The 12,149-nt window shown below is 71.9% G+C and carries 9 protein-coding genes, 1 other RNA gene and 1 pseudogene; 5 read left to right on the forward strand and 6 right to left on the reverse strand.

What is annotated here, in order from left to right; all coding sequences use genetic code 11:
- Positions 1-960, forward strand: a 960-nt coding sequence (locus tag CA983_RS31595; RefSeq protein WP_244207183.1) for a histidine phosphatase family protein, incomplete at its 5' end; no start/stop codon positions are given.
- Here CA983_RS31595 and CA983_RS31600 read toward each other — a convergent pair.
- The 4 genes from CA983_RS31600 to CA983_RS31615 all read right to left on the reverse strand — a co-directional run bounded on the left by CA983_RS31600 (position 935) and on the right by CA983_RS31615 (position 3,827).
- Positions 935-1,585, reverse strand: coding sequence for a bifunctional 4-hydroxy-2-oxoglutarate aldolase/2-dehydro-3-deoxy-phosphogluconate aldolase (locus CA983_RS31600; RefSeq protein ID WP_086604233.1), 651 nt, complete (start codon positions 1,583-1,585; stop codon positions 935-937). The genes CA983_RS31595 and CA983_RS31600 overlap by 26 nt on opposite strands.
- Positions 1,586-1,670: 85 nt before the next feature.
- Positions 1,671-2,453, reverse strand: a complete 783-nt coding sequence (gene yaaA / locus CA983_RS31605) for a peroxide stress protein YaaA (protein ID WP_086604226.1) — start codon at positions 2,451-2,453, stop codon at positions 1,671-1,673.
- A gap of 43 nt (positions 2,454-2,496) precedes the next feature.
- Positions 2,497-3,075, reverse strand: a complete 579-nt coding sequence (locus tag CA983_RS31610; protein ID WP_086604227.1) for a hypothetical protein — start codon at positions 3,073-3,075, stop codon at positions 2,497-2,499.
- Positions 3,072-3,827: a MerR family transcriptional regulator gene (locus CA983_RS31615; protein WP_086604228.1), complete on the reverse strand. Its 756-nt coding sequence runs from the start codon at positions 3,825-3,827 to the stop codon at positions 3,072-3,074. The genes CA983_RS31610 and CA983_RS31615 overlap by 4 nt, the downstream gene beginning before the upstream one ends.
- Before the next feature lie 163 nt (positions 3,828-3,990).
- On the opposite strand from CA983_RS31615, the gene CA983_RS31620 reads away from it, so the two are divergent.
- The 4 genes and pseudogenes from CA983_RS31620 (at position 3,991) to rnpB (ending at position 6,765) form a co-directional block, all read left to right on the forward strand.
- Entirely contained in the window at positions 3,991-4,569 is a 579-nt protein-coding gene (locus CA983_RS31620) for a Uma2 family endonuclease (protein WP_086604229.1), read from the forward strand.
- A 24-nt stretch (positions 4,570-4,593) separates the two neighbouring features.
- Complete coding sequence (locus CA983_RS31625) at positions 4,594-5,433, forward strand: AraC family transcriptional regulator (protein WP_208637083.1); 840 nt, start codon at positions 4,594-4,596, stop codon at positions 5,431-5,433.
- Positions 5,434-5,515: 82 nt separating this feature from the next.
- Positions 5,516-6,232 (forward strand): annotated as a pseudogene (locus tag CA983_RS49700) (DMT family transporter); the annotation flags it as partial.
- 115 nt (positions 6,233-6,347) lie between these two features.
- Positions 6,348-6,765, forward strand: an RNA gene (gene rnpB / locus CA983_RS31640) — RNase P RNA component class A.
- An 84-nt stretch (positions 6,766-6,849) separates the two neighbouring features.
- On the opposite strand, the gene CA983_RS31645 is transcribed toward rnpB, so the two are convergent.
- On the reverse strand, positions 6,850-8,250 hold the full coding sequence (locus CA983_RS31645; protein ID WP_086604231.1) for a DUF6177 family protein: 1,401 nt from the start codon (positions 8,248-8,250) through the stop codon (positions 6,850-6,852).
- Positions 8,247-12,149, reverse strand: a 3,903-nt coding sequence (gene eccCa / locus CA983_RS31650; protein ID WP_086604232.1) for a type VII secretion protein EccCa, incomplete at its 5' end; no start/stop codon positions are given. The genes eccCa and CA983_RS31645, both read right to left, overlap by 4 nt.

The raw sequence follows: 12,149 nt of genomic DNA on the forward strand, positions 1-12,149 counted from the left end.
ACGCCGGGCGGGGCATGGTCCGACGCGGGGGCTGAGGCCGACTCGGTGAAGGCGGACGCCGATGTTGGTGTCGCGGGGGCTGACTCCGATGTTCGCGGGGCGRGGGCGGATGCCGATGCCSGCGCCGCGAWGGCCGTCGCCTCGCCGGGCGGGGCATGGCCCGATGCCGGGGCTGGCGTCGACTCGGTGAAGGCGGCCTCCGAGGCTCGTGCCGCCGGGGCGGACTCCGACGTTCGTGCGGCCGAGGTGGGCGCGGATGCTCGTGCCGCCGGGGCGGACGCCGATGCCCGTGCCGCCAACGCCGTTGCCACCCCCGGCTGGGCTCCCGCCGACATGGGCGCTCCCGCCACCTTCGTGCTGTTGCGGCACGGGGAGACGCCGTTGACGCCGCAGAAGCGGTTCTCCGGTAGTGGGGGCACCGATCCCTCCCTCTCCGACATCGGCCGGGACCAGGCCGAGCGGGCCGCCGCCCTGCTCGCCCGGCGGGGCACGATCCAGGCGATCGTGTCGTCGCCCCTCGCCCGCACCCGGGAGACCGCCGGTGTCATCGCCGCCCGGCTCGGCCTCGACGTGAGCGTCGACGACGGGCTGCGCGAGACGGACTTCGGCGCCTGGGAGGGTCTCACCTTCGCCGAGGTGCGCGAGCGCCACCCCGACGACCTGAACGCCTGGCTGGCCTCCCCCGACGCCGAACCCACCGGCGGCGGCGAGAGCTTCGCGGCGACCGCCACCCGGATCGCCGCCACCCGCGACAAGCTGGTCGCGGCGTACGCGGGCCGCACGGTCCTGCTCGTCACGYACRTCACCCCGATCAAGACGCTCGTCCGTCTCGCCCTCGGCGCCCCGCCGGAGTCCCTGTTCCGGATGGAGCTGTCGGCCGCGTCCCTGTCGGTCGTCGCGTACTACGCGGACGGCAACGCCAGCGTCCGGCTCCTCAACGACACGTCACACCTGCGCTGAGCGCCGCCGCCTCGCGGGCCAGTGTCTCGACGCGGCCCCAGTCGCGGGCCGTGACCGCGTCCTGCGGCAGCATCCAGCTCCCGCCCACGCAGGCGACGTTGGGCAGGGCCAGATAGTCCGCGGCGGAGGCCGGACCGATGCCGCCCGTGGGGCAGAACCGGGCCTGGGGGAGCGGTCCGGACAGTGACCTCAGGTACGCCGTACCGCCCGCGGCCTCGGCCGGGAAGAACTTCATCTCCCGCACCCCGCGCTCCAGCAGCGCCACGACCTCGGACGTCGTCGACACCCCCGGCAGGAACGGCACGCCGGAGCCCCGCATCGCCTCCAGCAGCACGTCCGTCCAGCCGGGACTGACCAGGAAGTGGGCGCCCGCGGCCACCACCTCCGTGACCTGCCCGGGGCTGATCACCGTCCCGGCACCCACCACCGCCTCCGGCACCTGCCCCGCGATCTCCCGGATCGCTTCCACGGCCGCCGGCGTCCGCAGCGTCACCTCGATCGCGGGCAGCCCACCGGCGACCAGCGCCCGCGCCAGCGGTACGGCGTCACCGGCGTCCTCGATGACGACGACGGGGACGACGGGCGCGAGGTCCAGCACGGAGGCGACGGGCAGGGGAGAGGCCATGGCCGTATCCTGCCGCCGACTCAGCAGCATGCGCAAAGCTCATTGCGTATGCTGCAATGTCTTCATTTCAATGCCGGGATGATGCTCAGTGGATCTCGTTCACCAGCACATCCAGCGACCACGCCTGTCCCGCCTTCACGGGGGCCTCCGCCTCCACGACGTACCCGAGATCCCGCAGCACCTCCACCAGCTCGGCCGGACCCTTCGGGGCGGCCCCGGCGGTCAGCAGGCCGCGCACGATCCGTCCCTTCGTCGCCTTGTTGAAGTGGCTGACGACCTTCCGGGTCGGCGCGTGCAGCACCCGCACGGACGCCGTCCGCCCGGCGACCTCGCCCTTCGGCTTCCACGCGGCGGCATACGCGGCGGACCGCAGATCCAGCACCAGCCCGTCCCCGGCCACCTCGGGAAGCACCGACGCCATCGGCGTACGCCAGTGCGCGCCCAGCGCACCGAGACCCGGCAGCTTCACACCCATCGAGCACCGGTAGGACGGGATCCGGTCCGTCACCCGGACCGCTCCCCACAGCCCGGAGAAGACCAGCAACGACCGCGCGGCACGCCGCTTGGCGGAGGCGTCCAGGGACGCCAGGCCGAGGGCGTCGTACAGCACCCCGGTGTAGATCTCCCCGGCCGGCCGGGCCCCCGCCGTGCGCAGCTCCGCGTTCTTCGCGACCTCGCCCCGCAGCCCCACGCTCAGCCCGAGCACCTCGCGCGCCTTGTCCTCGTCGCCGGCGCACAGCTCGACCAGCTCGGTGAGGACGGCCTCGCGGGCGGCGGTCAGCCCCGGCAGCGACAGGGACTCCGGCTTCAGCGGGGCACCGCGGCCGGAGGGGGCCTTGCCTTCGGACGGCGGCAGCAGGACAAGCACGGGCACTCCTTCGATCGAACTCCGCCGACAGCGTACGGGGGCCTCACACGCGCGCCTGCCCGAGGGCGCGGACGAGCCCGTCGGCGTCGTCGGCGTGGAAGCGGACCACCCGTACCTCCTTCCGACGCCCGAAGAACGTGACGTGCGTGACCGGTTCCGTCAGTTCGAGCGTGACGGTGGTCTGGGACCCCACCTCGACGTCGAGCTCGCCGTCGGCCCGCTCGTGCGTCATCCGCAGCTCGCGCCGCACCGAGGCGATCCGCTCCAGCGGCACGCGCAGGTCGACATGGACGTACCGGCGGATCCGCAGCGAGCCACCTTCCACATCCAGCACGTGCGGGCGTACGACGGACGAGGCGTGCAGCGCGACGACGATGACGATGCCGTACACGTCCAGGAAGAGAAGCACGGCGTGCGCGGTCGGCCAGTCGCGCAGCAGCACGGACATCGCGATGGTCTCGACGAGACACACGAACCCGAACCCCAGCATCATCGCGCCTTGCCCGCCCGCGTACCCGAAAGCCCGCCCACTCCTCGTTCCGTCRGTCCGCCGCACCACCCACAGCACGAGACTCACGAGCAGTCGCACCTCGTGCCGGACCAGCAGACGCGTGCTCCTCATCGCCGCTCCTCGGTGAGGAGGTGCAGCGTCCGGCGGATCGCCTCCGCCTGGGCCGGGGCCAAATCCTCGTAGAAGGCGCGCAGGACACCGCTGTCCTGGTCGAGGTCCCCGATCTCCGGGAACATCCCCGGCGGGATGCAGTCGGCGAGGGCCCGGGCGGCCTCGGCGACGCGCGGATCGTCCGGCCCGGCGTCGGCGAGCGCGTCGAGCCGGGCATACGCGTCGTTGGCCCGGGCCACGGCTTCGGGCGCGCCGAGCACCTCACCCAGCGACGACACGAGCTGCTGGCGGGCCTCGTCAGGCATGGCCGTCTCCAGGAAGGCGATGATCTCGCGGTCCTTGGCGGCCATGGGGCTGTCCGTGAGATGCGCGGTCCCGGCGAAGAGGGCAGCCAGCTCGGGCGACACCGGCCCCTCGGCGGGCAGCCCGCCCTCAGCCTCCAGCAACGCCCGCAACCGCCCCCGCCGCTCCCGGACGGCCTCCTCCTGCCGTGCCAGATCCTCGTCCAGCTCGGTCAGCACCTCGACGAGGTCCTTCCCCGCGTCGTCCGCCAGCACGTCTCGTACCTCGGCGAGCCCCAGCCCCAACTCGGTCAGCCGCCGGATCCGCGCCAGCACGACAGCGTGCCGCAGCCCGTACTCCCGATACCCGTTCGCCCGCCGCTCCGGCTCGGGCAACAGCCCGACATGGTGGTAATGGCGCACGGCCCGCGTGGTGACACCGACGACGTCGGCGAGTTCTCCGATCCGCATGGGACCAGTAGAGACGTTGACGTTGCGGCAAGGTCAAGGACCGGCTGTGGCTTATGACGGCGGTCGTGATCCTGTGCCACGATCGAGGGAACGGTTCCCGATCTCACGGACAGGTGATCTTCCGATGTCCCAGTCTGGCGAGCGACCGAAGGAGGGGCGTGACATGACTGCCATTGCCCATGAGCCGCTCACGCAGGAAGAGGTCCTGCTGGAGGGCTTTCTCGCCCTGGACACCCCGGAGGGTTTCCGTGCCGAGCTGATCGAGGGGGAGATCGTTGTGACGCCGCCGCCGGACGGGGATCACGAGGACTACATCGGACTGATCGTGGAACAGGTGCACATGCGTTCCCGGACCAGGATGCAGTTTGCTGGGACCAAGGGCTTGATCTTGCGGAAGGGGGGCGACTGTCCGAAGGATCGTGTGATCCCTGACGGCACGTTCGCGCCCAGGGAGCTCCGGCTCTACCGGGGCGCCGGCTCCTGGATGCCCTGCGATGGCGTCACCATGGTTCTCGAGGTGACCTCTACCAGGCCAAAAGCCGATCGCGAGGCCAAACGCCGGTGTTACGCCCGAGGCGGCATCCCCCTCTACCTGCTGGTCGACCGCGAAGCCTCCTCCGTCACGCTGTTCAGCGACCCCGAGAAGGACGACTACCGCGAGCACTGCACGCGCCCCCTCGGCAAGTCCATCACCCTCCCGGCCCCCTTCGCCTTCGACCTGGACACCACCGACTTCCTCTGATCCTCTGTGAGGCGGGGGTACGAGGTGAGCAAACAGGGGCGGATACGGGAACAGGCCCGCTGGGCCAGGGCCCGGTTGGGGCGCGATGGCCCGCCCCTCGACCTGCTCACCGCCCACTTCGACCAGCATGTCTACGCCCCGCACGCCCACCAGGAATTCACCATCGGCGTCACGGTCGGCGGCTCGGAGGTCATCGCCTACCGGGGCGGGCTGATCCACTCCTACCCCGGCTCGATCGTCGTCCTGGAACCGGGAGAGATGCACACCGGCGGTCCGGCCGCCTGCGAGGGCTACGCCTACCAGGCCCTGTACGCCGAGCCGTCCCTCCTCACCGACGGCACGCTCGGCGGCCCCCCGCACTTCCGCGACCCCGTCCTGCACGACCCGGAACTGGCCACCGCCCTCCGCGCCGCCCACACCGACATCAGCGCCTGCCCCGACCCGCTGGAGGCCGAGTCCCGGCTGCCCTGGCTGCTCACGGCCCTGGCCCGCCGGCACTCCACGGCCCGGGCGAGCGAAGACACCGTGCCCGGCGCCGACCACATCGCCAGGGCCGTACGCGACCGCCTAGCCGACGAACTGCTGAACCCCCCGTCCCTGGCCGACCTCGCCACCGACCTGGGCCTGTCCCGCTACCAGCTGCTGCGCGCCTTCCGCACGGCGATGGGCGTACCGCCCTACGCCTGGCTCGCCCAGCACCGCGTGGCCAGGGCCCGCGGCCTCCTGGAAACCGGCCTGCGCCCCGCCGAGGTCGCAGGACTCGTCGGCTTCGCCGACCAGGCGCACCTCACCCGCTGGTTCCGCCGGGTGCTGGGCGTGACCCCGGCGGCGTACCGCAACAGCGTTCAAGACGCGGCGGGGTGAGGCGGCCGAGACTCGCCGTATGACTGCACGCGGCTGGTTCCTGTTCTCCCTGATGGGAGTGGTCTGGGGCGTCCCCTACCTGATGATCAAGGTGGCGGTGGACGCTGTGTCCCCGTCCATGGTGGTGTTCACGCGCTGCGCGCTGGGCGCCGCGATCCTCCTCCCCTTCGCCCTGCGCCAGGGCGGCCTGACCCGCACGGTCCGCACCCACTGGCGCCCCCTCCTGGCCTTCGCGTGCATCGAGATCATCGGCCCCTGGTGGACGCTGACGGACGCCGAACGCCACCTGTCCAGCTCCACGGCTGGCCTGCTGATCGCGGGGGTCCCCATCGTCGGCGTGGTCTTCGCCCGGTTCTTCGGCGACACGGAACGACTCGGCGTACGCCGCGTGACCGGCCTCGCGCTGGGCCTGGGCGGCGTGGCGGTCCTCACGATCCCGCACCTCACCGGCGGCGACGCCCGCTCCCTCGGCGAGGTCCTGCTGACGGTCCTCGGCTACGCGACGGCCCCCCTGATAGCCGCCCGGAGCCTGAAGGAGGTCCCGTCCCTCCAGCTCACCGCGTTCTGCCTGACCCTGGCCGCGCTCGTCTACGCCCCGGCGGCCGCGCTCACCTGGCCGTCCTCGGTCCCCGCCCCCGAGGTCCTGGCCGCCCTGGCCGGACTGGGAGTGCTGTGCACGGCGATCGCCTTCGTCGCCTTCCTGGAGCTGATCAAGGAGGCGGGCCCGACCCGGGCGACAGTGATCACGTACGTCAACCCGGCGGTGGCGGTGGCGGCGGGGGCACTGTTCCTCGACGAGCGCCTGACCCCGGGCGTCATCGCGGCCTTCACCCTGATCCTCGCAGGTTCGGTGCTGGCGACCGCCGCCGGTCCGCGGCCCCGCTCACGCCCGGTACCATGGTCGACACGGCAGACGAGCCGGGCGGACGGCCGCGTGGAGTCCCCCTGACGGGGAGCTTCCCGAGGAACGTCCGGGCTCCACAGGGCAGGGTGGTGGCTAACGGCCACCCGGGGTGACCCGCGGGACAGTGCCACAGAAAGCAAACCGCCGAGGGCTCCGGCCCTCGGTAAGGGTGAAACGGTGGTGTAAGAGACCACCAGTGCCTGGGGTGACTCAGGCAGCTAGGTAAACCCCACCCGGAGCAAGGTCAAAAGGGAGCGCCTTCTGGGACACGAAGGTGCTCCTGCGCGGACGCTCGAGGGCTGCCCGCCCGAGTCCGCGGGTAGACCGCACGAGGCCGGTGGCAACGCCGGCCCTAGATGGATGGCCGTCGCCCGGGGCTCCGCGAGGAACTCCGGGAACAGAACCCGGCGTACAGCCCGACTCGTCTGCCGCTCCCAGCGGATTTGCCTTGGTAAGGGCCTCTGAGCTGTGCCGGAGGCCCTTACCGGTCTTTCACTCGGTTGGCCGGGCCGTCACGTCTGCCTCAGATGCTGGATGAGGTGGTGGAACGTGGTCCAGGCCTGGGCATCGGTTCCGTCACCCAGGGAGTAGTGGAGGGCGGGCCGCGCCGTGGGGCCGAGCCGCGCGGGTGTGGGGCCTTGAGGCGGATGCTCGGCGCGGGCCGGGCTGATCCGCTCGGTCTGGTCGTGTCCGAGCGTGAAGGCGACGGGGACCGGCGGGGGTTCGAGGCGTGAGGGGACAGTGAGGTCGTGGCGGGCGGCGCGCAGTGACGTGAGCAGGGTGACCAGGCCGTGCTGGGCAGCGAGTGCGGTCGCGAGGTCCTCGATGGTGTCCAGGGGCGGTTTCTCATCTCCGCCGTAGCCGATGGCGAGGGTGATGTCCTCCTCGATCCCGGCCGGTGTGCGCAGTACGCGGACGGTGGCGAGGGCGGCGCGGTCGGGGTGCCCGACGGCGATGAGCCAGGTGGGCCGGGGAGCGCGGGCGCGGGCCAGGTCGGTCAACTGGCGGGTGGACCAGGGGAGATTGACCGGCTCGGCGGTGCTCCAGCCTGCTGGTGCGGAGCCGGTGAGGTGCCGGAAGGCGGCCTCCAGGGCGCGGCCGAGGACGAGGTCTGCATCTGCGGGATGTCGGGTGCGCAGGGTGAGGAGAAGCTGGCGTTCACCGGTCTCGGTGGACGTCTTGAACGCCTCGGCCACGGAGGCGGTGCCGTCCTCGTCACGTACGGGGGTGAAGGTGCCGTTCCTCCAGTGGAGTACGGCACCGGACAGGCCGTCGTAGTAACCGTGCTCGCGATCCTGGACGACCCAGCGGTTGGGCAGGCCGCGCAGAGCCGTGCGGGTGGGCAGGGTGAGGCGTGCGGTGGGCGGGGTGACGATCTGCAGGGCGCGGTCGGCGGTGGTCGCGGTGCGCAGGGCGTCGGAGAGCCAGCTGGTCATGGCGATCAGGGGGCGGTCCTGGATGACCACGGCGGTCGTGGCGGTGAGGACGTCCACGGCAGGGGCGGTGGTGGCGGGGGCYGGGATCGCCGAGACGTCGGTGGTGAGGGGGACGACGTCGGTGGTGGCGGCCTCCGGCGGCCATACCGTCCCGCCYAGCACGGTGGCCAGGCGTCCGGCGAAGGAACCCGCGAGTTGTCCGGCTTCGGCGACGGCGGTTGAGGCACGGGCCTCGGTCCACCACACCGGCCCGTCCTCGACCGCGTGGTCCAGTAGCCGGGTGGTCTCGCCGGGGACCTGGATGAGGATGGGGGCCTCCACCGAGACGAGGGGACGGCCGTCGGGGCCGCACAGCTGGACGACGGCGCCGTCGGCCGTGGTGTTCACGCCGAGGTCGGGGCCGCCGGCGTAGAGGCCCGCGAGCAGGGTGGGCAGGTCCGGCATCTTGGGGGTGAGAGCGATGACGTCCTTGGTCACGGGCTTTCTTCATCTGCGAGGGCGGTTTGGACGAGCTGGTGGGGGAGTCCGCGGCGGACGAGTGTGCCGCGGCCCGGCGGCTGCTGGGACGCGTACAGGCCGGGGAAGAGCTGGCCTTCGGTGCGCTCGCCGGTCATGACGAGCGCGGTGGTGCCGGTTTCGCGCAGGGTGGTCAGGAGGGGTTCGTAGAGTGCGCGGGAAGCGCCGGCGGTGCGGCGGGCGATGACGAAATGCAGGCCGATGTCCTGTGCGGAGGAGACGTACGGCAGGAAGGGTGCCAGGGGCTGTTGGCCGGCCGTGGTGAGGATGTCGTAGTCGTCGACCAGGATGACGATGCGGGGCCCGGTGAAGGCGGGCTCGCCGGTCTCAGGTGCGTCGGGGTCCGCCGTCTCCGGCAGGCGCTTCTCCAGCTCTGTGGCGATGCCGGTGGACAGTGCGCCCGCGAGCTTGGCGTTGTGGGCGTACCCGCCGCGGTAGGGCTCGGGGACCACGCCGCGCAGGCCGCGGCGGGGATCGTAGACGCCGAAGACGAGTTCCTTGTCGCTGTATCGCCGGACGAGCTGAGTGGCGACGAGCTTCAGCAGGTTCGTCTTGCCGCACTCGTTGTCGCCGAGGATCAGCAGGTGCTGATCGGTGCCGAACAGGTCGACCAGGACCGGCGCGAGGGTCTCCTGGTCGACGCCCACGGGAATCATCGCCGGTTCGGCGGCCGGTGCCGGGAGCTTGGCTGCGGACAGGCGGGTGGGCAGGACCCGTACGGGCGGGGCGAGTTCGCCGTGCCAGGAGGCGCGGATGGTGCGGGCGGCGTGTTCGAGCGCGGGGCCCAGGTCGCCCGCCGTCGGCCGGTTGTCGATGCGGGGTAGCGCGACCTGCGCGAACAGCTTGCCGTCGGTCAGGACGCGGCCGGGGGTGTCGGGGGCGAGAGTCTCGGACAGTTTGCGGTCGATGGAGGAGTCGGCCGGGTCGTTGAGGTGCAGTTCGATGCGGGTGCCGAACATCGACTGGGTGGCGATGCGGACATCGTTCCAGCGCAGCATGCCGGCGACGATGTGGATGCCGTAGCCGCCGCCGCGCTTGAGCAGGTCGGCCACCGCGTCGTCGAGGTCGGCGAACTCGTCGCGCAGCGCACCGAAGCCGTCGACGATCAGCACGATGTCGGTGGCGGCCAGTTCGGGCAGCCGTCCCTTGGACCGCAGGTGGCGCAGTTGGTCGACGGAGTCGATGCCGTGCTCGCGGAACAGCTCCTCGCGTATCGCCAGCATGCCGCGCACCTCGGCGACCGTGCGGGCGGCCCGCTCGTGGTCGGCGCGGGAGGCGATGCCGCCGACGTGCGGCAGGCCGGACAGGGCGGACAGGCCGCCGCCCGCCAGGTCGAGGCCGTAGACGGCGACGTCGAACGGGGTGTGTGTGAGGGCCAGGGAGAGGGCGAGGGTGCGCAGGAGGGTGGTCTTGCCGGACTGCGGGCCTCCGATGACGGCCGCGTGCCCGCCGGAGACGGTCAGGTCGAGCTGCCACGGCTGCTGCCACTGCCGGGCCGGGTCGTCCAAGATGCCGAGCGGGACGCGCATCGGGCCGCCTGTGTGGGCGAGTCGCACTCCGTCTGTGCCGGCTTGGAGTGGGCCTGCGGCCGTGTCGAGGGTGGTGGCGTCGGGCAGTGGGGGCAGCCAGATGCGTCGCACCGGCGGTGCTGCCGCGGCGAGTTGGCCGACCATGACGGACAGGACCGTCGGGCCGGTTTTCCGCTGGGTGGCGACGGGCTCCTCCACCGCCTCGGTCTCCTGAGGGGTGTTGTACGTCGGGTAGGGGCGGACGAGTGGCTCATCGTCGCGTTGGTCGCGCTGGGCCGGTCCGCGGTAGGGACCCGAGACGTATCCGGCCTTGAATCGCTCGTAGGTGGAAGTGTCGACCTTGAGGTAGCCGAAGCCCGGCAGTGGCGGGAGGTTGAAGGCGTCGGTGGTGTCGAGGACGGTGCGGGACTCGTCGGCGGAGAAGGTGCGCAGGCCGAGCCGGTAGGAGAGGTAGGTGTCCAGGCCCTTGAGCTTGCCACCCTCGATGCGCTGGCTGGACAGCAGCAGATGGACGCCGATGGACCGGCCGATGCGGCCGATGGACAAGAACAGGTCGATGAAGTCCGGTTTGGCGGTGATGAGTTCGCCGAACTCGTCGATGACGACGAACAGGTGCGGGAGGGGTTCCAGGTCGGGGCGGCCGGCGGCGCGCAGGGAGGCGTAGTGGCCGATGTCGGCGATGTCCCCGGCGTCCTTGAGGACCTGCTGGCGGCGCTTGACCTCACCGGCCAGGCTGGAGTGGACGCGTTCGACGAGTCCGGCCTGGTTCTCCAGGTTGGTGATCACACCGGCCACATGAGGAAGCTGGGCGAACGGGGCGAAGGTCGCGCCGCCCTTGTAGTCCACCAGGACCAGGGCCAGGTCCTCGGGTGAGTGGGTGGTGGCGAGTGCGAGGACGAGGGTGCGCAGCAGTTCGCTCTTGCCGGAGCCGGTGGCGCCCACGCACAGGCCGTGCGGGCCCATGCCCAGCTGCGAGGATTCCTTCAGGTCCAGCAGCACCGGCTCGTGGCGGTCGGTGAGGCCGATGGGGACGCGCAGGAAGTCGCGCTCTCCTCGGGGCGCCCACAGGCGGCGCACGTCGAGGTCGGCCGGGTCGTCGATGCCCAGGAGCGCGGGGAAGTCGACCGGGCCGGACACGGGTGTACCCTCGGCCGCCGACTCGGCCGACAGACGCAGGGGGGCCAGCATGCGGGCGACGCCCTCGGCTCCGGCGGTGGTCACCGCGTCGACCGTGCCGTGGCCGGAGGGCGTGTTCGGGGCGCGCAGGTCGTCCATGACGATCCGGTCGCCGTCGACGGTGATGCGCACGGTGACCTGATCGGGCTCGTGCACCTGCTGCTGAAGCAGGTGCAGCACGGTGACACCCATCTCCGGCAGCCCGATCGCCGAGTCCGGCCGCGGGAGTTCGGCCGCGGTGTCGCCGTACGAGTCGCTGATCACGAGCATGCGGGAGGTCAGGCGCAGCGTGTCCTTGGCCCTGCCGGACAGTCCGCGGCGTACCTCGGCCGCGTAGGCGGCACGCTGCCGCAGGTCGGGCGCGCACAGCCGGGCCAGCTCGGCCAGGTGGGGGGCGATACGGCGGGCGGCGACCGGGCCGTCGTACGACTGTGGATCGAGAATGTGGGGCAGCCACTTGGCCCATGCCCACTCCGTCTCGTCGCTGGTGCCGAGGGCGACGGCGACGTCGTCCGGCGCGTGCGTCACGGCGGTCTGCAGCAGCAGCGCGCGGGCGACCCGGAGGACGCCGTCCCGGTCACCGATGATGCTGACGTTACCGGCCCGGTCCAGCGGCACGGTGAGCGGGAAGTCCGTGGCCGTACCGAAGCGGCCCTGCAGGGCGCGGGCCTCGTTCAGCATGAACGGGTCCGGTGGAGTGAGGACACCGCCGGTGCTGTTCTGCGCGATGACCAGCTCATGTGCCGGTACGTCGCCGGTGCCGGCCCGCACCGAGAGGAAGTCCGCGTCCGGGCGCCGCCGCTCCCACAGCCTGGCCGGGTCCCGGACGAGGTCGTACAGGGCCTCGGGCGGCGGGTTCAGCTCGCGTGCCGCCTGCCGCCGTTCCCGCTCGGCGGTGCCCAATTCCTCGCGCAGTTCCTCCAGGTATTCCAGGTAGCGCTCACGCTGCACGCGCCGGGTGCGCTGTGCCTTGCCGCGCTGGGACAGGAACAGCGCAACCGCTCCGAGCAGGGCGACGACCAGCACGATCGCACCGATCGCGGCGAACTGGCTGTTACGGATGACCGTCATCAGCACGACTGAACTCACGACACCGGCCATGGGCAACAGCGCGGTGGCGGCGTTGCCGACCTTGCCCTCCGGGAGGTTCGGGGG

The organism is Streptomyces swartbergensis (genome assembly GCF_002148965.1).
Classification (GTDB): Bacteria; Actinomycetota; Actinomycetes; order Streptomycetales; family Streptomycetaceae; genus Streptomyces; species Streptomyces swartbergensis.

What these genes read in the sequence shown, in the direction of transcription:
- CA983_RS31600 (WP_086604233.1), bottom strand. Translation starts at nt 1,585, where the DNA reads ATGGCCTCTCCCCTGCCCGTCGCCTCCGTGCTGGACCTCGCGCCCGTC.
- CA983_RS31615 (WP_086604228.1), bottom strand. Translation starts at nt 3,827, where the DNA reads ATGCGGATCGGAGAACTCGCCGACGTCGTCGGTGTCACCACGCGGGCC.
- CA983_RS31620 (WP_086604229.1), top strand. Translation starts at nt 3,991, where the DNA reads ATGACTGCCATTGCCCATGAGCCGCTCACGCAGGAAGAGGTCCTGCTG.